Below are 20,480 nucleotides of genomic sequence, written 5' to 3' on the forward strand. Positions count from 1 at the left end.
GGCGTCAGAGTTCCTCGCCGAGCGGTAGCCGGTGAATGCCCGGCAGGTACTCGTCGAGCTCCCCCGGGGTGAACCGGGACATGCCCACGACGTGCCAGAACTCACCGGCAACATCACCCTCGTACTTGTACCCGCCGGCCGGTGTCAGCGCCGCCCAGCCGCCCGTCATGCCCATCAGCGTGGCGCGCAGGGACGGCGGTTCCCCGTCCGCCGGGACGTTCCAGAGCCGTACGGTGCCGTCCTCGGCGCCGCTCGCCAGGGTCGTGCCGTCCGGGGAGAAGGCGAGCGTGAGCACCCGGCCGTTGTGGCCGACAAGGTCGGTGAGGTGGTCGCCCGTCGCCGCGTCCCACAGGCCGACGGCCCGGTCGTCGCCGCCGGTGGCGAGCAGCGGGCGGCTCGGGTGGGCCGCTACCGCCCACAGCCTGCCGCCGCGTCCGCGCAGGCGCCGGTCCGCCTGCCCGTCCCGCCAGACGATGGCCGTACCGTCCCAGCTCGCGCTGGCGAGCCAGGCGCTCCCCGGGCCGTACGCGACGCCGTACACCCGGTCGGCATGCCCGCCGAGCTGCTCCAGGAGACCTCCGCTCCTGGCGTCCCACACCCGTACGAAACTGTCGTCACAGCCGGTGGCCAGTACGTCGGCGTCCGAGCGGAAGGCGATCGAGCGGACCCGGCCCCGGTGCTCGGCCAGTGTCGACACGGGGGAACCCGTGGGGCGGAACCAGACGCGGACGGAATCGTCGTCGTTGGCGGTGGCGAGCAGGGTCCCGTCGGCGTTGAAGGCCTCCGCCCAGACGTGCTCGGTCTCGGCGTCGAGCTCCCTCAGGTATTCGCCGCCGACCGGGTCCCAGAGGTACATGTCGCCGTCGTTGCTGGCCGTGGCGAGGATGGCTTCGAGGGGACTGAAGGCCGCCGAGACCAGCCGGTCGCCGCGCCCGGTGAGCTCTTCCGTACGCCGGCCCGTGCGCGTCTCCCACAGCCGTACGACCCCGTCGTTCCCGGCCGTGGCCAGCTGCGTGCCGTCCGCGCTGAAGGCGACACCGCTGATCCGGCGGCCGTGGCCGCGCAGGATGCGCTTGCCCTGGCCGGTGGCCGCGTCCCAGATCTGTGCGCCGCCGTCGTTGCCGACGGTGAGCAGCTGGCTGTCGCCGGGCCGGAAGGCGCACGCCCAGGCCGTGCCGCGGTGCTCGGTCGGCTGCTGGGGATGGAGGGCGACCGTGTAGCCGTGGGGGCGCCCGGTGACCGTCCACAGCCGGACCGCGCCGTTGCTGTCGCAGGCGGCGAGGAGCTTCCCGTGGTCGCCGAAGAGCACCTGGTAGACGGCTCCGGTACCCCGTTCGAGGATTCCGGCGGGGGTGCCGACCACCGGGTCCCACAGCCGCACCTGGCCGTCGGTGTCGCCGCTGGCGAGGAGGTTGCCGTCGGGGTGGAAGTCGAGGACGTACACCCGGCCGGTGTGTCCGGTGAACTCGTGCAGCAGCCGCGCGTCGGCCGTCCGCCAGATCCGCACCGTGCCGCCCTGCCCGGGCGCGCCCCGGTCGGCGGTGGCGAAGAGGGTCCCGTCGGGGCTGAACCGGGCACGGTAGACGGCCCCCTGGTGGCCGTCGATCTCCCGGACGCAGTGCCCGGTGTTCAGGTCCCAGAGCCGCACCTTCGCGCTCGCGTCCCCGGTGAGCAGCAGGCCGTCCGGTCCGTAGACCGCGGTGTAGACGGGCGCGGTGTGACCCGGCATCCGGTGCACGGGCTCGCCGGTGGCCGTGTCCCAGACCGTGACCAGGCCCTCGCGGTCGCCGGTCGCGAGCAGGGTGCCGTCGGCGTCGAAGGAGACCGGCCACACGCCGTCGGGGTGCACCCGCAGGTGGTGCCGGCACGCCCCGGTCACCGGGTCCCAGAGCCGCACGGCGCCGTCGGAGCCACCGGTGGCGATGACGTCCGGCCGGAACTTCACGGCGTACACGCGCCCTTCGTGCCCCTGGAGGGTGCGCACGGCCCGGCCGTCGTCGGCGCCGCAGACCAGGATGGAGCCGTCCTCGCTGCCGACCGCGAGGAGTTCGCCGTCGCTGCTGTACGCGATGGGTTCGGGGAGGCGGCTGGTGCGCATGCCGAAGCCGTACGGGACCCCGACGGCGGAGGGCCGGAACCCGGCGTCCACGGGCATCCCGGGGGCGATCGCGGCGGTCCCGAGCTCGGGGGCCGACCGCACCGCGTCGTCCATCGTCACGTCGATGAGCGCGGCCCGGTGCCAGCGGCTGCCGGTCAGCAGGGCGCCCCGCAGATCGGTCCGGGTCAGCCGGGCCCGGCTGAGGTTCGCGCCGGTCAGGTCGGCCCGGCTCAGGTCGGCCCGGTCGAGGCGGGCGCCGGTCAGCCGGGTGCCCCGCAGCAGCGCGCCGGAGAGGTTGGCGCCGATCAGCCGGGCGTCCGTCAGATCGGCGTCGGTGAGGTCGACCCCGGAGAAGTCGCGGTGCGAGAGGTCCTCACCGGCCAGCCGGGCGCCGCGCAGGTCGGCGTTGGCCGGTACCCGGAGCCGGTCGGAGATCCGCACGGCGTTGGCGCGGGCGGCCTCGCTGACCGCGCGCCCCGGGGAGTCGAGGACGTCGCGCACCCAGCGGGCGCACTGCTCGTGGTCGGCGAGGTCGCAGAAGAATTCGACGGCGAGCTGGCTGAGCGGGCGCGCGAGGAGCAGGGTGTGCTGTCCGCGGGCGAGCTGGCGTGCGGCCTCCCGCGCCACCAGCCATTCGATGACGGAGCCGTGGATGAACTGGAAGACCCCGTCGTCGCTGCGGACCAGCAGGCTGCCCGCGCCGACCGCCTGGGCGCGCTCGGAGGGGGTGAGCGGGGACTCGGTGAGTTCGCTGAGGGTGCCGGCCACGGTCTCGGTGAGCTCGTCGAGCCGCAGGGCGCTGCGGCCGCTCTCCCACAGCCGCCAGGCCAGCGCGGTGACCGCGGCCCACAGCTGGTCGATGGTGAGCCCGGGCGGCGCACCGGGCCCGCCCTGGCCGCGCCGTTCCTCGTGGTCGAGCCAGGAGGTGAACACGTCCTCGTACAGCCGGGCGGGGCTGAGCGCCCGGCCCGCTCCGGCGACCGCGCGCAGCTGGTCCTGGCTCAGATCGGCGACGAAGGAGAGCAGCCGGGGGTTGCGGCAGAGCATCAGCAGGTCGGGGATGTTGCGCAGGAGCTGGTAGCGGCGGTCGGCCGCGGGCTCGTCGCCGTAGCTGCGTACGAGGTAGGAGCGGATCTGGGCGGGGGTGAAGCCCTCGACGGCCAGGATCCTGCGCTGCGGGAGCAGGCCGACGCGTTCGCCGAGCGCGGTGAGCACCTGGGCGTGCGACTTGAAGTGCTGGGTGCGGCTGCTGACGACGATCTTGGCGTGGTCGACGGCGGCGTCGAGGAGGACCTGGAGGTGGTCGGCGGCCCGGTCGTAGCTGACCCGGTTGACCAGTTCGTCGAAGCCGTCGAAGAGCAGGACGACGCGGCCCTGGGCGAGCATGTAGCGCAGGGCCCGCAGGTCGATGGTGTCGACGTCGTGGCCGGCCAGGTGGGCGGCGACCAGGCCTTCGAGGCTGTGCGCCCGGTCGAGGGAATTGAGCGGGATCAGCAGCGGGGTCAGGTGCGGGAGCTGTTCGGAGATGCGCCGGGCGAGCTCGCGCAGGGCGAAGGTCTTGCCGTGTCCGAAGTCGCCGAGGAGCAGGACGAACCGGCCGTGATCGGACTCCAGGAGTTCCAGCAGCTCCTCGACGAGTCCATCGTGTTCCCGGCCGTCGGGGCGGTCGGCGTCGCGGTAGCGCTGGGGGAGGTAGAGGCCGGGGGCGTACTGCTCGCTGCTGCTGAGCCGGGCCGTCTGCGCGGCGACGTAGCCGCGGAGGTCGAGCAGGCCCTGGAACTCGATGAAGCTGCGGACCCGGACCCGGACGCCGTGGGCGGCGGCCCGGCGGCGCAGCCCGCCGGCCGGGGCGTCGCCCGCGTACACCAGGACGGCCTCGGAGCCGGTGTCGGTCGCGTGCACCTGGGCGATGAAGCGGTCGAGTTCCTCCTCGGTGGGGCTTCCGGGGTGGACGGCTATGCGCTGCTGCTGGACGACGCCGTCCTCCTGCTCCTGCCAGGTGGCCATGATCTGCACCATGTCGCCCGGTTCACGGCGCGGGACGTCGCGCAGCCGTACGCCCTCCCGGCGCACGCGGCAGATCTCCTTCACCCGTTCGGCGAGCGAGGCGGCCGGGTCGTCCAGGGGGGCCCGGCCGCCGGCCCGCTCGACCTCGATGACGGCGGGCAGTTCCGGTACGGGGAAGACCCGGCGGGTCTGCCGCCACGCGGCGGGGAAGGTCTCGGACGCGGAGGTGATCCGGTCGTCCCAGCGGGTCACGCCCTCGGCGCCGACCTGGAGCAGCTGGAACCGGGCGGGGGCCGCGGAGCCGAACAGGGGCAGCTCACCGGCGCCCCCGGAAGCCCCGGACGTCCCGGACGTCCCGGCGAGCTGGGTGCGGCTGGGCGCGGAGGTGGTGGTGCGCGGGCCTCCGGTCGGCCCGTGCAGCAGCAGGTGCAGCCGCGGGGCGGCCAGCCGGGCGAAGGTGTCGGCGTCCCGCAGCGCGCCGGGGCCGCCGACCGCGTCACCGGGGCGGCGGCCGTCGGTGAGCGGGTGGCGGAGCGCGCCGATGCGCAGCCAGCCCTCCTCCTCGTACCGGCGCATGGCCTCGGCGAACCAGGCGGCCTGGTCGCGGCCGATGAAGCCGTACTGCTCCTCGGGACGGTGGCTGTAGGCCATGGAGGAGTTGAATCCGGCGACGACCGTGCTCAGTTCGGGCACGGGGAAGAGGGTCCAGGGCTGATCGCTGTCGAAGACGGTGTCCAGGCCTTGGTAGAGGCCGCGGAACAGCCGGGTGTAGTGACGCCACTTGGGCCAGTACGGCGGCTGCGGTGCCACCTCGTCGGCCTCGCAGGTGTGGAAGTAGGCCTGGGAGGCGGCCTGGTTCACGTCCTGCGCGCCCGGTACCACCATCACCCGCTGGGGGGACAGGTCGAGCTGGGACCGCAGGGCGGTGAGGAAGCTGAGGGCCTGGTCGCATTCGCGCGGGCTGCCGGAGGCGGTGAGGTCTCCGGTGACCACCATCAGATCGGGCGCGGGTGCCCCCGCGTCCCTGAGCATGATGAGGTCGCCGCGGATCTGCCGGCTGAGCGAGTCGGGTTCGCGGCCGCGCCCGAAGTCGGGCCCGGCCAGGTGCAGGACGGTGACGGTGTCCTGGGCGCTGTGGCCGGCCGCGGCGGCCTGCGGGTAGAGCGGCGCCCTGGCCGGCCGCCGGCGCCCCGGCCAGCCGGGGCCGGCGAGCGCGCTCGGCTGCGGCCGGCCCGGATTGGGCTGCTCCGGGTGGCGGACGGGTCCCGGTCCGCTCCCCGGATAGCCGGGACGGCGACCCGGCCGGGCATGGCCGTCGACGGCCTGCCCGACCCGGTTCAGCAGCAGGGAGCGGGCCGCGTCGATGTCCGCCACTCCGACGAGGTCGACGTAGGTGATGGTGGCGAGGAGTCCCTCGATCGGGATCTCGTCCACCCGGACGGTCAGCAGCCTCCGTTCGGGCGACTCGGGCGAGGCCCGGAGCGCGGCCTGCCATTCCATGCGACCGTAGGTGGAACGCTCGTAGTGGCGGGACAGTACGGCGATGACCGCCACGGACTCGCTGACCCCCCGGTCCATGAAGTCTATGAAGTTGGTCCCCGGTACGAAGTCCCAGGCCTGCACCACCGTGCGGTAACCGGCTTCCTCCAGGGTCCAGGCGATCCATGCGGCCCATTGTTCGTCTGCCGGGGAGTAACTGATGAAGAAGTCGAACTCTCTTGCGGGAGCGCCGAATTGCCCGTCCGTCATCATGAGTCCATCGTAGGGCCGGGCCCCCGGCGGCGGGTTTGTCCCGTCAAGGACGGGGCGATCTCCGGCGGGCCGCCGGACACCCCGCCGCAGATCCCGCCCGGGCGGGCCTGTCCGATTCCTTCCGCCCCGTCTGATGCCGGGGCGTGTGTATGTGCGAACCTGTTCGCCGTGTCTCTCCTCAGGCGTCTGCATCCCCTGGACTGGCTGGCCGGCGGCCTGCTCGCACTCGGTGCGCTGTGCGTCGCCACGGGCCTGCTGCCCACCGGACCCGCCGCGGACGTGCTGGAGCGCATCGGTCCGCTGGTGGTGTTCCTGGCCACCGTCATCGTCCTCGCCGAGCTGACCGGCAAGGCGGAGGTCTTCGACGTCGTCGCCACCTGGGTGGCCCGGGCGGGGCGTGGCCGGTACCCCTTCCTCTTCTGTCTGTGCGTGCTGTTCGCGTCCGTCACCACCATCACCCTCAACCTGGACACGACGGCGGTCCTGCTGACCCCGGTGATGCTGGCGCTGGCGACCCGGGTCGGTATCGCGCCCGTACCGCTGGCGATGACCACGGTGTGGCTGGCGAACACGGCCAGCCTGCTGCTTCCCGTGTCGAACCTGACGAACCTGCTGGCCGCGGACCGGATCGCGCTGACCCCGTCGGAGATGGCCGCCACCATGTGGGCGCCGCAGCTGGCCGCCATCGCGGTCACGATGGCCTGCCTGTGGGGCTTCTACTGGCGCCCGGGGCGCCGCGGCGAGACCCGCTACACCCCGCCGTCCCTGCCGCGCCCCGCGGACCGGGTCCTGTTCCGGGTGAGCGCGGTGGCGTGCGCCGGATTCCTGCTGGCGATCCTGCTCGCCGACGTGCCGCTGTGGTCGGCGTCCATGGCGGCCGCGCTGATCGTGGTCGTGGCCTTCTGGGTGCGCAGCCGGGAAACGCTGCGCCTCTCCCTGATCCCCTGGCGGCTCCTCGTCCTGGTCCCGGGGATGTTCCTGGTCGTGGAGACGGTCAACGCCCACGGGCTGCACGAGATCCTCGCGGCGGCGATGGGCTCCGACAACGGCGTCGTCGGCATGCTGAGGTCGGCGGCGGTCGGGGCGGGCTTCTCGAACGTGCTGAACAACCTCCCGGCGTATCTGGCGGGCGAGGCGGCCATTCCGGTGGCCAATCACGAGCAGCTGCTCGCCCAGCTGATCGGCGTCAACGTGGGGCCGGTCATCACGCCGTGGGCCTCGCTGGCCACCCTCCTGTGGTTCGAGCGGTGCCGCTGGCACGGCACCCGGATCGACCTGGGCCGCTTCTTCGGTACGGGCTTCGTGCTGGCGGTGGCGGGCACGCTGGCGGCGACCCTGGCGCTGGCGGCCACGACCTAGTGCTCTGACCGGGAACGTGTACCGGGTTGACGGCGGGGCCGGAGCCGGAGCCGGTTGGATGAGACGGACATCCGACGGGCCCTTCACCCGCTGGTCCATCCGCAGACTGCTCGCCCGACGCGGCGTCACCTTCCGACGCACCAAGACCTGGAAGGAGTCCACGGCCCCGACGACCACGCCAAACTCGACCGGACATTCGCGTTCGACGCGTTCGGCCCGCTCGGCATCCGCCCCACCGCGGGCTGCAGCCGGGCCGAGCAGGGCGGCCCGACCGGCTCCCGGCGACCTGCAAGCGCACCCACGGCGTGACCTGCTTCCACGGCTGCTACTCGATCGGCGACGACACCCTGAAGGGCATCAACCGCCGCCGGAAGGGCACCGCGAACACCCTCGCCGCACTCCGTTCGATCCGCGCGGCAATCCCGCCGCGCGATGTCCGCAACCCGGGGCCCAGTGGCGCCCGCAGGAGCGCGCACACAACCGACAGATGCGTCACAAGTGCGCGTTTTACGCGTTCGGGTCCCAGTCTGCGAGCTGCTCCATCGGCTCGGTGTCGCCGGTGGTCTCCAGGCCGTCGAGCGGGAGGCGATCGTAGAAGTAGAGGACCAGTTCGCTCGCTGCGCCTCGCATCCCCATGTCGCCCGGCTCCGCGTCGGCGGCGAGGTCGTCGGAGCGGACGCCGTCGGCGTCGAGGGTCAGGCGCCAGGAGCGGCCCTCGGTCGCGTGCAGGTCGATGGTCGCCGGCTTGAAGGGCCAGGGGACGGTCGTCGCCGCGACGGTCGTCAGGAACTCGTCGACGCCCTCGACCGCGACGTCCGTCGGCAGCGGCTGTGCGGCCCCCTGAACGAGCTGGACGTCGTAGGTGTGGACGGCGATCTCCTGGATCTGGTGCCGGGCCACGGCTCCGCTGGTCTCCGGGGCCTGCGAGCGGCCCCACCAGGTCCAGCAGCCGCGGTCCGGGCCGGCCTCCCGCATCGCGTCGAGCATGAGCTCGGTCGACTCGGCGAGCCAGGCGTCCAGGGCTTCGCGGTCGCGGGGCGCGGTCGGGGCGCCCTTCGGGTCCGTCCTCGCCGGGGGCTCAGCGCCCGGGCCCGCCGCGACGATGGCGGCCTGGCGGCGGCGGCCGTCGCCGAGGTGCTGCGCCAGTTCGCGCAGCGTCCAGTCAGGGCAGGTCGGGACCTGGACGTCAAGGTCGGGGGCGGACGCGATCGCGGCGCGGAACGCGGCCGAGCGGTCTTCGATCAGCCGCAGGACCTCGGGGAACTCCAAAATGTTTTGCACCTCGGTTGTGTATCACGGTGCTCCGGCCGCCAGGTAGCGAATTTGTCGGACGAACGCGTCGACGGCCGGGCGGAGCGCCGGCGCCGAAGCCGTCCTGAAACTCCGCGCATTGCTCGCCCAGCAATCCGAACCCCTGGCCGATGTCAGCGGCTTGAGTGGTGTGCGGCCCGGCGGCGCCAGCGCCAGAGGAGTGAAACGAGAGCGAGATGAGTACGTCCGAAGTCCTGATCAGCGGTCGTAGGCGATGCGCGGTCCGACAACGCGGCGAGGTGCCGTACCGGGCGTCGCAACCCGGTGAACCTTGCCGGTCACAGCACTAGAGAACGCTCGGGGTGATGGACCCCACCTCGTCCAGGAGGTACGCGAGGGTCTCGCCACGTGCCGCCACGAAGCTGCGCCCGGTGTCGGCCCCGGCGAAGCCGGGTCTGAACGCCGCCCCGGACAGCGTGCGCAGTTCCACGCCCGCCTCGGCCGCGAGCAGTGCCCCGGTCGGCAGGTCCACGCCCTCGGCCCGGTAGCCGACGAAGGCGTCGATGGTGCCGCGCGCCAGCAGGCTCCAGCCGAGCAGCGGCGCCCACAGCTGCAGGACGCGCCGGCAGCGCAGCTCCAGCACCGCGCGCAGGGCCACCGCCGTCACGTCGCCCCGTTCCACGGCGTACCCCTGTGTCCAGGCGACGACGGGGCCGGGGCGCGGCAGGGTGGGGCCGGGGCCGGGCAGCGCGCCGGACGGCCCGTGGGCTCCGTACCCCCTGACCGCGTGCCAGGTCTCCCCTGTGACCGGCTCGTGCACCACTCCCATCACAGGCGTACCGCCCAGGCACAGCCCGATCCCCACCGCATAGGTGGGCAGCCCGATGACGACGTTGTTGCTGCCGTCCAGCGGGTCGACCAGCCAGGTCCGTTCGCCCGCCGCGTCGAGGAGCCCGGCCTCCTCGGACAGGATCCGGTCGTGCGGGAAGTGGCGCTGTATCCGGCTGAGCACGAGCTTCTCGGCGGCGAGGTCGAGATCCACCTGCACGTCCCCGGACCCGCCCTTCGTCCGCACGCACCGCGCCGTGCCGAAACGCCTGCGCAGCAGGCCGCCCGCCTCCTCCGCCGCGGCGACGGCGACCTGCCTCTCGTGGTCGAAATCAGGCCCGCTGCTCGGCATCGATCCTCCTGAGGACGGTGTGGACGCTGCGCACGGTCTGCGCGGTGTCGCACAGCCGGCGGGTCGTGCGGCGCGGCCGGCCGTCGAGCGGGCCGAGCGAGAGGTCGAGCTGCCCGGGGACCGACATGCCGTGCACCAGGGTGGCCGCGGGTTCCACGCCCTCCAGTGCGGTGGCGTGGAACTCCCCGGCCGGCAGGGTGTACGTCTCCCCGCCCGCGCTGATGTGGGCGGGTCCGGGCTCGCTCCGTACCAGGAGCGAGGTCGGCCGGATCTCGTCCACGCCGTCGCTCCCGCTGAACACCTCGAAGACCCGGTGGGTGGCGCCTTCCTCGCCGTCCCGCACCACGCTCGTCCGTACGGGCACGTTGGCCACCCGCCCGTACAGCACCCGGCTGCGCAGTTCCCAGCTGTGGGCGTGCATCGGTGACGCGTCCGGATCGGCGCGGTTGCCGATCTCGAAGAGATGCACGCAGATTCCGCGCGGACCCTGTCTCAGCAGTGGCAGGCAGAGGAATCCGAGCGGATGACGGACAGCATGTAACTCCCGGGTCCCGGAGGCGATCTCCTCCAGGGTGACGAGAGTGCTTTCGAGCTCGCGGTCCATGGGCACGCGCCGGAGCGCATCACCTCCTGTAGGGGTCCTCCGCGTGCAGGGCCTTTTCGATGATCTTGCCGATGTCGCTGTCGGTGAAGACGCGCGGCAAGGGCAGCCGCAGGTCGTCGAAGAGCGTCCGCACCTCGTCGACGGTGGGTTCCTGGCCGAGCGGGGAGGCGACGCGCAGATCGAGCGCGGTCGCCTGCTCGCGGCTCTGGTGCAACTCGGTCACGTAGTAGTCGTAGAGCGGTTGCCCGCGCTCCACCAGCAGGTTCACCCGGGACTGGTCGTCCTGGGTGATGATGAGGCAGGTCTCCGACAGGTCGAAACGCAGGGTCGGGACGGCGGCCGACAGGTGCACGCTGATCTCCAGCGTGGTCAGCTGCCGCTGGTACCAGCAGGCGGCGAGGACGGTCGCGTACGACTCCCGGCGGACCCGGTCGGTGGTCCACACGTCGTCTCCGCGACGCTGCCCGCCGAACATCTGCCGGAACCGGGCGTACGCGGCGCAGGCCCGCTCGTCGGCCGGATTGACGATGTCGATCTTCACGTTGAGCTGCGAGCGCTGTTCCTTCGCGGCGGCCACGCACAGGGGCAGTGTGACCGCCCGCAGGTAGGTGCCCGTACCGCCCTTGAAGTACCAGAGGTTGGTGTGCTGGCGGGCCTTGCGCAGGGCCTCGCCGACCTCGTTGCCCGAGAGCGAACGCACCATCGCGAGGTCTTCCAGGGCCTGCCGGGTCCCGCTCATCGCCTCCTGGATGCTCGCGGGCCGGCGGACCCGCTCCACGATCGAACCGGTCGCGAGGAGGCCGAGCACGACGAGGGTGGCACCCGAGGAGACGTCGTCACTGATGACGTCGCCGAAGATGTCGAGGAGTCCGACCGCCATCGCGATGCCCAGGGCGACCACGACGTCGGCGTTCCGCAGCACCCAGGCAACGAAGCGTTCCAGCCGCCCTACGTGCGCTGCCATGAACGCACCCCCCTCCCCCACCCGTGTTCCGATGGTAGGAGACGCGCCGGTGGCGCCACCAGAGCGACTTCACGTCGCGCGGCCGCCTTCACCTCCGTCGCTGCCGCCGTCGATGTCACCGCCGCCGGTCAGCAGGCGGGAGCGCAACCGCTCCGCGGTCCGCTCCGACAGGCCGACCCGGTCGGTGAGGTAGCCGTGTACGGATCCGTACCGGGCCTCCAGGTCCGCGAGCACCAACTCCATGATCACGGCGGGGGCGCGGCCGTAACTCGGCCACTTCATGACCCGGCCCGGGTGAGCGGCCCTCCAGTCGGCGGCGAGCCGCTCGGTGGCCAGCTCGGTGAGCGCGAAGTCGGCGAGGACGTCGGCCCGGTCCACCCCGAGCAAAGTCAGCAGGAAGACTCCGATGAGCCCGGTCCGGTCCTTGCCCGAGGTGCAGTGGAAGACCAGGGGGCCGGGCGCCTGTGCCAGTTCCTCCAGGACCTGCCGGATCTCCCCGGCCCCGTCCTCGGTGACCTCGGCGAACCGGTCCGCGAGGTAGCGCCAGGGGTCGATGTCCGGGTCGATCTCGGCCTGGTCGTAGGGCCGGTGCTCGATGCTCAGGTTGACGTAGCGGAACCGCTCCGCCTCGGGCACCCGGCCCTTGGCCTCGATCTCCCACGGGTACCGCAGGTCGATCACGGTCCCGATCCCGAGCTCCAGGAACCGCTCCCAGTCGCCGCCCGCCAGCTTGCCGAGCGAGTCGGCCCGGTACACCGTCCCCCACCGGACGGTCCGGCCGTCGGCGGACCGATAGCCGCCCAGGTCACGGAAGTTGTGCAGACGCTCGAACTCGACGTGTCGCTTCACCGGATCTCTCCCCCGTCTTCGGACTCCTTGCCGAACACCCTGCCGCAGGTCGGCCGCCCGACGGGGTGACCACAGGAGACTGGGTCGAAGATCACAATCGGGAAGCGGGACTCAGCCCTCCGCGGCGGGGATGAGGCTCCCCAGGTCTTGACGCCGACGATGCCGTCCGGGCCGCCGGTCTCCCGCGGGTACGTCGACTGGAACCGCAGCACGGCCGCCTCGGTCTTGGGGCTGAAGAAGCCGTCGATGAAGGGCGGGGCATCGGCGGAGTTGACGAAACCCGTGCGGACCAGCGCCCCCAACTGGCCTGGGCGGTGGGGGCGGTGACCAGCAGCGTGCCAATGGCGGACGCGGCGAGCGCGAGGGCCGCCAGGGGGCGGATGCGGCGCGATGAGGACACGGGAAAGCGTCCCCTGTCGATGAGGAAACGAACATCCGCCCAGCTCAGAGCCACTTTCCAGGGCTCGCCCCAGGGACGTCCCGCGGTTCGGGGCCGCTCAGTCGGCCTGCCGGCGTACGCGGGACTCGTCGGCCCGGTGGTTCGTCACGGGGACCCTCCCGCGGACTCCCGTCACGCGGAGCAGCTGCCGGGGGCGGTCAGAACGTCAGCCGGAACAGTGCACCCCCGCCCGGGGCCTGCTCCGCCGTCAGCTCGGCGGAGTGCGCCCGTGCGATCTGCCGCGCCATGGCGAGGCCCAGTCCGGACCCCGGCAGGGCGCGGGCCGCCCCGGCCCGGTAGAACCGGTCGAAGACGTGCGGCAGGTCGTCCGGCGAGATGCCCGGGCCGTGGTCACGGACCGTCAGTTCCGGTCCCCGGCCCGGGACGCCCGCCACCAGCTCCACCTCGACGGGCAGCCCGTCCCGGCTGAACTTGGCCGCGTTGTCGAGCAGGTTCCCCAGCAGCCGGCTGAGTCGCGCAGGTACCCCCGGCACCACGACGGGCTCGGCCGGCACGCGTACGTGGAAGGGCACGGCCGGCCAGTGCGTCCGCGCCGCCTGCGCGCAGTGCTCCACCAGCGCACCCAGCCGGACCTGTTCCACCAGCGGCTGCGGCTCTTCGTCGCGCGCCAGCTCGATCAGGTCGTTGACGAGCCCCGTCACCTCCCGCAGCTGGCGCCCCAGCGCGGCCGAGGCGCGCTCGCGCTGATCGGGGGTGAGCCGATCGGCCCGGGCCAGCAGTTCGGCGTTGGTCCGCAGTGCCGTCAGCGGGGTGCGCAGTTCGTGGGAGGCGTCCGCGACCAGTTGGCGCTGCGCGGCGACCGACTGTTCGAGCTCCCCCAGCATGGTGTTGAAGCTGGTGGCCAGCCGGGTGATCTCGTCCTCCCGCCCCGGTGGCGGCAGTTCGATCCGGTGCCGTGCGTCGCGGGTGGCGGCGATCCGCTCGGCGGTCGCGGTGAGCCGGGCGACCGGGGCCAGGCCGGTCCGTGAGACCCAGTAGCCGAGGAACGCAGCCAGCAGGACGCCGGCGGCGGCGGTCAGGACCAGCCAGCGGGCGGCTTCCTCGATACCGTCCTCGACGGTGTCGGCCCGCAGGGCGACCTGGAGCGCGCGGCCCTTGGCGTAGTCGGTGGTGAGCATCCGGGCGGGGTGTCCGGCGACCGTGATGTTCGTGTAGTAGGGGGACTTCGTGCCTTCGGCGACCTTGCGTGCGGCGGGAGCGACGGGGAGTTGTCCCGGCGGGCGGGGGTCGTCGGCCGGGTCGGCGGGGACGACCTCCGCGCAGGCGGGCGCCGCCAGGAAACGGCATTCCCCGGCCAGGGTGCCCGGCGCGGCCCCCGGGTTGCGCTGGGCGGCGAGCCGCGCGGACTGGGTGAGGCTGAGGTCGAGCTGCTCGTAGAGTGCGGACCGGACCACCAGGTACGCCGCCGCACACACCCCGACGGCCACGAGGGCCACGGCGGCGGTGACCGACAGCGCCAGCCGGGTGCGCAGCGGGCCGCGCCTGCGCCAGACCCGGCCGAGCCGCCGGCGGCCGCCGCTCACGCCGCGTCCAGCCGGTAGCCGACCCCGTGGACGGTGTGCACCAGCCGGGGCTCGCCCGCGGCCTCCAGTTTCCGGCGCAGGTAGCCGACGTAGACGGCGAGGGAGTTGGAGTCCGGCCCGAAGTCCCGTCCCCACACCAGTTCGAGGATCAGCTCGCGCGGGAGCACTTGGCCGGGGTGGCGCAGGAGCAGTTCGAGCAGGGCCGCTTCGGTACGGCTGAATTCCAGCGGACGGCTCCCCCGGCGCCCGGTCCGGGTCGCGGGGTCCAGGACGAGGTCGGCGAAGCCGAGCGGGGCGGCAGCGGTGCCGGCGGGTCCGGGCGCGGCCCGTCGCAGGAGCGCGCGCACCCGGGCGATCAGCTCGTCCAGGGCGAACGGTTTGACGAGGTAGTCGTCGGCGCCCGCCTCCAGTCCGTCGACGCGCTCGCTGACGGAGTCGAGCGCGGTCAGGACGAGGACGGGTGTACGGTCGCCCAGCGCCCGCAGCTGCCGGCAGACGGCGAGGCCGTCGAGTACGGGCATCATCACGTCGAGGACGACCGCGTCGGGCTCCCAGGCCGCGACCTGGGAGAGCGCCGCGAGGCCGTCCGGGGCGCCCCGGACCTCGTACCCCTCGACCGCGAGCCCGTCCTCGACGGCTGCCCGCACCTCGGGCTCGTCGTCGACGACGAGGATGCGCTGCCTGCCCGTGCCGCCTGTACCGCCTGTACCGCGCGTGCTGCCTGTGCTGTCCGTGGAGCTCATGGGGCAAAGCCTGCCAAAGGCTTCTGAGAGAACCTCTTAGAACGTTCTTAGGGCGCACCGGGAGTGTGCGCACATGACCACCACCACACACCGCACAACCGCGGCACTCTCCGTCGTGATCGGTGCGGGCGGCACCGGCGGGCACATCTATCCCGGTCTCGCCCTCGCGGAGGCGCTGCGCGGCGCCGTGCCCGGAGCCGTGGTCTCGTTCATCGGGACCGAGCGGGGCCTGGAGACCGAGCTGATCCCCGGCGCCGGCTACCGCCTGCACACCGTCGACATGATCCCCTTCGATCCCGCGCTGGGCGCGAAGCGGTACCTGCTCCCCGCGGCGCTGCTGCGCTCGGCGCACCAGGCGCGTGCGGTGATCCGGGCGCAGGGTGCCCACGTCGTCGTGGGCATGGGCGGATATCCGAGCGCCCCCGCCGTGCTCGGCGCCCGGCTGGCGGGGCTGCCGGCCGTGATACACGAGTCGAATGCGGTGCCCGGCCGGGCCAACCAGTTCGCGGCCCGGCTCACCCCGCACGTCGCGGTGGCCTTCGACCGCAGCCGGGGCCATCTCTCGGGCGGTGACCGGGCGCTGACCACCGGGATGCCGATCTCGGCGGCCCTGTCCGGCCTCGCGGAGCTGCCCGGACCCGACCGGGCGGCGCTGCGCGCGGAGGCCCGCCGCGCGCTCGGGGTGCCCGCCGGGCGCCGGCTGATCGTTTTCAACGGCGGCAGCCTGGGCGCGGTCCGACTCACGCGGGCGGCGGTCGCGCTGGCGGGCCTGTGGCAGTACCGGGACGACGTACAGCTGCTGGTCAAGACCGGTCCGGCCGCGCTGCCGGACGCGGTGGCCGAGCTGGCGGCGTCCGGCGGGCAGCGGATCGCCCGGGCCGTGCCGTACCTGGACCGGATGGATCTCGTCTACGCGGCCGCCGATCTGGTGGTGTGCCGTGCGGGCTCGGCGACCGTCGCCGAGCTGGCGGCGACCGGGGTCCCGTCGGTCCTGGTGCCCTACCCGTACGCGCCCGGCGACCACCAGACCCACAACGCGCGGGTGCTGTCGGACGCGGGCGCGGGGCTGTTGCTGCCCGACGCCGAGGCCACCGCCGAACGTCTCGCCGGCCTCATCGGGCCGCTGCTGGCCGACCCGGCGCGGCTGTCGGCGATGGCCGGCGCCGCCGACCCCGGCCCGCACGCGCGGGCCGCCGAACTGCTGGCCGCCGAAGTCCTGCGCGTCGCCGGCCTTGTCCCCACCCCTCACCTGGAGCGCATATGAACAGCTGGACCGACCGCACCGTCCTCGTCACCGGCGCGGAGGGCTTCATCGGCTCGACGCTGGTGGACCTGCTGGTGTCGCGGGGGGCGCGGGTGCGCGCCTTCGTCCACTACAAGCCGTACGCCGAGAAGGGCCACCTGGCGCGCTACCTCGCCGACCCGGACGGTCCGGTGGAGATGTGGGCGGGCGATGTCCGTGACGCGGGCCGGGTCAGCGACGCGGTGGCCGGCTGCGACACCGTCTTCCACCTGGCGGCGCTGATCGGGATCCCGTACAGCTACGCCTCGCCGGGCGCGTACGTGCAGACGAACGTCACGGGCACGCAGAACGTGGCGGAGGCCTGCCGGCGGCACGGCGTACGGCGTCTCGTGCACACCTCGACCAGTGAGGTCTACGGGACGGCGCTGACCGCTCCGATCTCCGAGAGCCACCCGCTGCAGCCGCAGTCCCCGTACTCCGCGTCGAAGATCGGCGCGGACATGATGGCGCTCTCCTTCCACCACGCCTTCGAGCTCCCGGTGACGGTGGTGCGCCCGTTCAACACGTTCGGGCCGCGCCAGTCGGCGCGCGCTGTCATCCCGACGATCCTGGCGCAGCTGCACGCGGGGTCCCGGGAGATCCGCCTCGGCTCGCTCACGCCGACCCGGGACTTCACGTACGTGACGGACACCGCGGAGGGCTTCCTGGCGGTGGCGGAGTGCGACCGGGCGCTGGGTGAGGTGGTCAACCTCGGCACCGGTGAGGAGATCTCGGTCGGCGCCCTGGCCGAGGCCCTGATCACGGCTTCCGGCCGGGACGCGGAGGTCGTGGTGGACCCGACCCGGCTGCGCCCGTCGGGCAGCGAGGTCCAGCGCCTGCTGTCGGACAATTCCCGGGCCCGTGACTGGGCCGGCTGGCGGCCCCGGGTCGGCCTGGAGGAGGGGCTGCGCCGCACCTCGGACTGGATCGCGGCGAACCCTTCCCTCTTCGCCCCGGACCGGTACGCGGTCTAGGGATGGTGAGGCGGGGTCGTACGGATCACCGCAGGTGGTCGGAACGACCGCGTTCGGGCCGGCACGGAGATGACACCGGGCGGATAACCCGGTGAACCGATGACCGGTCGCCGGATATCTTGGTTCGTCCCGCACCGACCACGGAGGTCCTCCCGCATGAGCAGCACGACGCCGTCCTTTCCCGACCGGATGGAGCTGACGGGCGAGGGCCTGGTCCTGCGGGACTGGACGGCGGCGGACCTGGCGTCGATGCCCGAGCTCTTCGACCACCCCGACATCGCGTACTGGACGCCGATCGTCTCCCCCTTCGACGACGAGGCCGCCCGCAACCGTCTGAACCGGGCGCGGGAGCTGCGCAAGGAGGGTACGGCCCTCCTGCTGGCCATCACCGTCGACGGCGGCGCCCCGCTCGGCGAGGTGATGCTCAAGCGCGCGCCCGAGGGCACGGAGCTCGGATACGCGCTCGGTCCGGCGTACCGGGGCCAGGGGCTGGCCGCCCGCGCGGTGCGGGTGATGGCCGCGTACGCCTTCGAGCAGCTGGGCGTGGACCAGGTGATCCTGGAGCTGGAGGCCGAGAACGCCGCCAGCGTCGGCGTGGCCACCCGGGCCGGTTTCCGCCTCCTCGACGTGCCGTTGATCACGGGCGAGGAGAAGGGCCGGGCCTACGCGCTCCAGACCTGGGGCCTCGACCGCTCCTGACCCCGCAGAGCCGGGCCGGGGGCTCCCACCGGGGCGGCCGCGGATCGCGGATCGGGGCCCGGGAGGGCGAAGGACTCGGACAGCAGCTCGTACGAGCGTCGGCGGTCCGCCGGGTCGCAGGTCAGGGTGTTGACGATCAGCTCGTCCACGCCGTGGCTCCCGGCGAGGGCCGTCAGTACCGCGGACACCTGTTCCGGCGCCCCGGAGACGAGGGCCGTGCGGTGCACCTTGGCCCGTTCCAGTTCCGCGCCCGTCCAGCGGTGGCGGCGCGTGGTCTCGTACGACGGCAGCGGGCCGTCCTGGCCGAGGTCCTTGCGGGCTCGCCACAGCAGCAGGCTCTGGGCGAGTTCCTCGGCGCGGCCAGCGCTGTCCGCCGTCACCACGCGTACCGCGAGCGCGCCGCCCGGCCGGTCGCCCGTGGAGGTGCGGAACCGGTCGCGGTAGTCCTCGAAGGCCTCCTGGCCGCCCGCCGGGGAGAAGAAGTGCCCGAACGCGAACTCCGTACCCAGCAGCCCGGCCAGCCGCGCCGACTCGCGTCCCGCGCCGAGGAGCCACATCTGCGGCGGGACCGGTGCGTGCGGGACGACTCCGCCCTCGCCCAGCAGGGCGTGCAGCTGCGCCAGCCGCTGCGGGAAGTCGCGGGCGGGGCCGCCGGCCCGGCCGATGCCGAGGTCGACCCGTCCCGGGTGGAGGGAGGCCAGTACGCCGAACACCTCGGCCACCTTCGCCGGGTCGTAGCGGGGCAGCAGCACCCCGCCGGTCCCGATCCGCATCCGCGAGGTGTGGGCGAGCAGGGTGCCCGCGAGGATCTCCGGCGCGCTGCTCGCGAAGCCGGGCGAGTCGTGGTGTTCGGCGACCCAGTAGCGGGTGTAGCCGAGGCCCTCGGCGGCGCGGGCGAGATCCACGGAGGCGCGCAGCGCCTGGTCCGGGGTGTGGTCCTCGCCGACCGGGGTCTGGTCGAGTAAGGACAGTCGCAGCTTCGTCATGACGGGCCGCCTTTCAGTGCTGGTGGACGGGGAGACCGGTGGCGCCCGCCATGGTCGCGGGCACGATCCTGAAGTCCCGTTCGAAGACCAGGTTGTGGAGGTCCGCGGCGGCGATCGCGCGCAGGGTGGGCAGTTCGGCGGCGGCCTGTGCGTCGTCGAAGACGTTCAGCGGCCATTCGGAGACCGTCGCGCCCCGCAGGTGCGGGTGGTGGAAGGAGGCTCCGTAGTGCGCGTACAGCGTCACGGGCGGGATGTCGGCGGCCGACTGCTCGTCCCACCACAGGGTCCAGGCGTGGAAGAGGCTGCGGTCGTCGGCTCGTTGGACGCCGCCGGCGTCGATCACGCCCTGTCCGAGGAGCAGTTCGTCGTTGAGCTCGCCGAGCGCCTGGCGGGCGTACGGGTCCAGCAGGCGCGTGGCGGTACGGAAGTGCTCCTCCTTGTCGGGGCGGGAGACGGAGCCGCCGTGGATGCCGTCGCGCAGATCGGCGAAGTGGCGCAGCAGGGCGTCGAGGTTGGGGACGTCGGAGGTGGTCATGTCAGCTCCAGGGAGGGGAAGAGGGTGCGGTTTCGGGGTCGTTCGGTGAGGTGAGCCGGCGCAGGGCCAGTCCGAGCCAGCCGCGCATCGACGCCGTCGGGTGCCCGCCCGGGCCGGGGCCGGGCTGTAGGAACGCCCCGTGGCCCGTCTGCCGGAACTCCCGCAGGGCGACCTCCACCCCGGCCGCCCGCAGCAGGCGCCCGTAGTGGTGCACGTCGTCGCTGACGGGGTCGAGGTCGCCGGTGGCCATCACGGCCGGTGCGAGTCCGCGCAGGTCGGCGGCTTCGAAGGGGGTGCTGTGGAGCCGGGCGCCGTCCGCGGCGACCGGCCGGCCGGGGTGCCGGTAGTCCTGCCAGGCCGCCATCAGGTAGGCGGCCGTGGGGAACAGGTCGGGGAAGCGGTGGTAGGAGGCCGCCGCGCAGGCGGGGTCCAGCGGCGGGTACGCCAGCACCTGCGCGGCCAGCGGGACCCCGCGGTCGCGGCAGACGAGGGCGGCCGAGGCGGCGAGGGTGCCGCCGGCGCTGTCCCCGCCGACGGCCAGGACGGACACGGCTCCGGCGGGCCCGTCCTGCTGTTCCCCGGCCCAGGTCAGGGTGGACAGGATGTCCTCGACCATGGCCGGGTGGCGTACGTCGGGGGCCAGCCGGTAGTCGACGCTGACCACGCCGAAGCCGGAGTGGCGGGCGAGTTCGGCGGTGGCGCCGTGCCAGTCCTGGGCGGATCCGGCACGCCAGCTGCCCCCGTGGGCCCACACCAGCCAGCCCTGCGGTGAAGCGGTACCGGGCCGGTACACCCGGGCGGGAAGGTGCCCGGACGGGGTGGGCACGGACACCTGTTCCCAGCTGACGACGGTGGGTGTGGCCATCGGGGTTCCTTTCCATCGGTAGCCGGCGCTCGCGCCGGGCCCGGGGCCAACGTTCGCGGCCGGGGCAGGGCTGCCACAAGGCGGAGTTGCCTTAGTGGAGGCGCGCACTTCGTCAGCTGGGCTGCTTGGTGCGGAGGAAGAGGGCGGTGGTGAGGGTGCCGACGAGGACGATCGCGGTGTTCACGATGACCGCGGTCGTGATCCCCGCATGGATGTCGCTGTTGGCCGCCGCGATCGCCGACATGATCGGCGTACCCATCGTGATACCGACCTGCTGCGTCATCGTCGCCAGCCCCGTCGCCATACCCTGCTCGTGATCCGGCAGACCCGTCGTCGCCGTCACCATGAA

The 20,480-nt window shown here is 73.3% G+C and carries 16 protein-coding genes and 2 pseudogenes; 5 read left to right on the top strand and 13 right to left on the bottom strand.

The window, feature by feature from the left end:
- Positions 1 to 4: 4 nt before the first annotated feature.
- The gene (locus tag ACFY0D_RS38245; protein WP_390802492.1) at positions 5 to 5,857 is read right to left on the bottom strand and encodes a TIR domain-containing protein; all 5,853 of its coding nucleotides are present in this window, start codon (positions 5,855 to 5,857) and stop codon (positions 5 to 7) included.
- 168 nt (positions 5,858 to 6,025) lie between these two features.
- Between ACFY0D_RS38245 and ACFY0D_RS38250 the strand changes: the two genes are divergently transcribed.
- A complete protein-coding gene (locus tag ACFY0D_RS38250) occupies positions 6,026 to 7,216 on the top strand; it encodes an SLC13 family permease (protein ID WP_390802493.1) in 1,191 nt (396 codons plus the stop codon).
- A gap of 79 nt (positions 7,217 to 7,295) precedes the next feature.
- A pseudogene (locus tag ACFY0D_RS38255) lies at positions 7,296 to 7,641 on the top strand (IS630 family transposase); the annotation flags it as partial.
- Positions 7,642 to 7,723: 82 nt separating this feature from the next.
- Here ACFY0D_RS38255 and ACFY0D_RS38260 read toward each other — a convergent pair.
- From ACFY0D_RS38260 to ACFY0D_RS38295, 8 genes are all read right to left on the bottom strand, one after another.
- On the bottom strand, positions 7,724 to 8,497 hold the full coding sequence (locus ACFY0D_RS38260; protein WP_390802494.1) for a maleylpyruvate isomerase family mycothiol-dependent enzyme: 774 nt from the start codon (positions 8,495 to 8,497) through the stop codon (positions 7,724 to 7,726).
- 316 nt (positions 8,498 to 8,813) lie between these two features.
- Positions 8,814 to 9,647 carry an inositol monophosphatase family protein gene (locus ACFY0D_RS38265; protein ID WP_390802495.1) on the bottom strand — a complete coding sequence of 278 codons (834 nt, stop codon included), beginning with the start codon at positions 9,645 to 9,647 and terminating at the stop codon, positions 8,814 to 8,816.
- Positions 9,628 to 10,251 (bottom strand): hypothetical protein, encoded by a 624-nt coding sequence (locus tag ACFY0D_RS38270; protein ID WP_390802508.1) that lies wholly within the window; start codon positions 10,249 to 10,251, stop codon positions 9,628 to 9,630. The genes ACFY0D_RS38265 and ACFY0D_RS38270 overlap by 20 nt, the downstream gene beginning before the upstream one ends.
- A gap of 19 nt (positions 10,252 to 10,270) precedes the next feature.
- Positions 10,271 to 11,215, bottom strand: coding sequence for a hypothetical protein (locus tag ACFY0D_RS38275; RefSeq protein ID WP_390802496.1), 945 nt, complete (start codon positions 11,213 to 11,215; stop codon positions 10,271 to 10,273).
- Between the two features lie 69 nt (positions 11,216 to 11,284).
- Positions 11,285 to 12,064, bottom strand: a complete 780-nt coding sequence (locus ACFY0D_RS38280; protein WP_390802497.1) for a tyrosine-protein phosphatase — start codon at positions 12,062 to 12,064, stop codon at positions 11,285 to 11,287.
- Positions 12,061 to 12,366 (bottom strand): peptidoglycan-binding protein, encoded by a 306-nt coding sequence (locus ACFY0D_RS38285; RefSeq protein WP_390802498.1) that lies wholly within the window; start codon positions 12,364 to 12,366, stop codon positions 12,061 to 12,063. The genes ACFY0D_RS38280 and ACFY0D_RS38285 overlap by 4 nt, the downstream gene beginning before the upstream one ends.
- A 295-nt stretch (positions 12,367 to 12,661) precedes the next feature.
- Entirely contained in the window at positions 12,662 to 14,047 is a 1,386-nt protein-coding gene (locus ACFY0D_RS38290) for a sensor histidine kinase (RefSeq protein ID WP_390802499.1), read from the bottom strand.
- A complete protein-coding gene (locus ACFY0D_RS38295; protein WP_390802500.1) occupies positions 14,044 to 14,790 on the bottom strand; it encodes a response regulator transcription factor in 747 nt (248 codons plus the stop codon). Before ACFY0D_RS38295 ends, ACFY0D_RS38290 begins: the two co-directional genes overlap by 4 nt.
- 73 nt (positions 14,791 to 14,863) lie before the next feature.
- Between ACFY0D_RS38295 and ACFY0D_RS38300 the strand changes: the two genes are divergently transcribed.
- The 3 genes from ACFY0D_RS38300 (at position 14,864) to ACFY0D_RS38310 (ending at position 17,745) form a co-directional block, all read left to right on the top strand.
- The gene (locus ACFY0D_RS38300) at positions 14,864 to 16,054 is read left to right on the top strand and encodes a glycosyltransferase (protein ID WP_390802501.1); all 1,191 of its coding nucleotides are present in this window, start codon (positions 14,864 to 14,866) and stop codon (positions 16,052 to 16,054) included.
- A complete protein-coding gene (locus ACFY0D_RS38305) occupies positions 16,051 to 17,046 on the top strand; it encodes an SDR family NAD(P)-dependent oxidoreductase (RefSeq protein ID WP_390802502.1) in 996 nt (331 codons plus the stop codon). The genes ACFY0D_RS38300 and ACFY0D_RS38305 overlap by 4 nt, the downstream gene beginning before the upstream one ends.
- 156 nt (positions 17,047 to 17,202) lie before the next feature.
- Entirely contained in the window at positions 17,203 to 17,745 is a 543-nt protein-coding gene (locus tag ACFY0D_RS38310) for a GNAT family N-acetyltransferase (protein WP_390802503.1), read from the top strand.
- Here the strand turns inward: ACFY0D_RS38310 and ACFY0D_RS38315 are convergent.
- The 4 genes and pseudogenes from ACFY0D_RS38315 to ACFY0D_RS38330 all read right to left on the bottom strand — a co-directional run.
- Positions 17,709 to 18,731, bottom strand: coding sequence for an LLM class flavin-dependent oxidoreductase (locus ACFY0D_RS38315; protein WP_390802504.1), 1,023 nt, complete (start codon positions 18,729 to 18,731; stop codon positions 17,709 to 17,711). The genes ACFY0D_RS38310 and ACFY0D_RS38315 overlap by 37 nt on opposite strands.
- Positions 18,732 to 18,744: 13 nt before the next feature.
- Complete coding sequence (locus tag ACFY0D_RS38320) at positions 18,745 to 19,266, bottom strand: hypothetical protein (RefSeq protein WP_390802505.1); 522 nt, start codon at positions 19,264 to 19,266, stop codon at positions 18,745 to 18,747.
- Between the two features lies 1 nt (position 19,267).
- Positions 19,268 to 20,131, bottom strand: coding sequence for an alpha/beta hydrolase fold domain-containing protein (locus tag ACFY0D_RS38325; protein ID WP_390802506.1), 864 nt, complete (start codon positions 20,129 to 20,131; stop codon positions 19,268 to 19,270).
- 112 nt (positions 20,132 to 20,243) lie between these two features.
- Positions 20,244 to 20,480, bottom strand: a pseudogene (locus tag ACFY0D_RS38330) (MFS transporter); the annotation flags it as partial.

It is taken from the genome of Streptomyces sp. NPDC001502, assembly GCF_042894785.1.
GTDB lineage: Bacteria > Actinomycetota > Actinomycetes > Streptomycetales > Streptomycetaceae > Streptomyces > Streptomyces kutzneri.

Excerpts from the sequence above, each read along its gene's own strand:
- ACFY0D_RS38270 (WP_390802508.1), bottom strand. The coding sequence starts at position 10,251 with ATGGACCGCGAGCTCGAAAGCACTCTCGTCACCCTGGAGGAGATCGCC.
- ACFY0D_RS38315 (WP_390802504.1), bottom strand. The coding sequence starts at position 18,731 with ATGACGAAGCTGCGACTGTCCTTACTCGACCAGACCCCGGTCGGCGAG.
- ACFY0D_RS38265 (WP_390802495.1), bottom strand. The coding sequence starts at position 9,647 with ATGCCGAGCAGCGGGCCTGATTTCGACCACGAGAGGCAGGTCGCCGTC.
- ACFY0D_RS38275 (WP_390802496.1), bottom strand. The coding sequence starts at position 11,215 with ATGGCAGCGCACGTAGGGCGGCTGGAACGCTTCGTTGCCTGGGTGCTG.
- ACFY0D_RS38325 (WP_390802506.1), bottom strand. The coding sequence starts at position 20,131 with ATGGCCACACCCACCGTCGTCAGCTGGGAACAGGTGTCCGTGCCCACC.
- ACFY0D_RS38300 (WP_390802501.1), top strand. The coding sequence starts at position 14,864 with ATGACCACCACCACACACCGCACAACCGCGGCACTCTCCGTCGTGATC.
- ACFY0D_RS38320 (WP_390802505.1), bottom strand. The coding sequence starts at position 19,266 with ATGACCACCTCCGACGTCCCCAACCTCGACGCCCTGCTGCGCCACTTC.
- ACFY0D_RS38310 (WP_390802503.1), top strand. The coding sequence starts at position 17,203 with ATGAGCAGCACGACGCCGTCCTTTCCCGACCGGATGGAGCTGACGGGC.
- ACFY0D_RS38245 (WP_390802492.1), bottom strand. The coding sequence starts at position 5,857 with ATGATGACGGACGGGCAATTCGGCGCTCCCGCAAGAGAGTTCGACTTC.
- ACFY0D_RS38305 (WP_390802502.1), top strand. The coding sequence starts at position 16,051 with ATGAACAGCTGGACCGACCGCACCGTCCTCGTCACCGGCGCGGAGGGC.
- ACFY0D_RS38295 (WP_390802500.1), bottom strand. The coding sequence starts at position 14,790 with ATGAGCTCCACGGACAGCACAGGCAGCACGCGCGGTACAGGCGGTACA.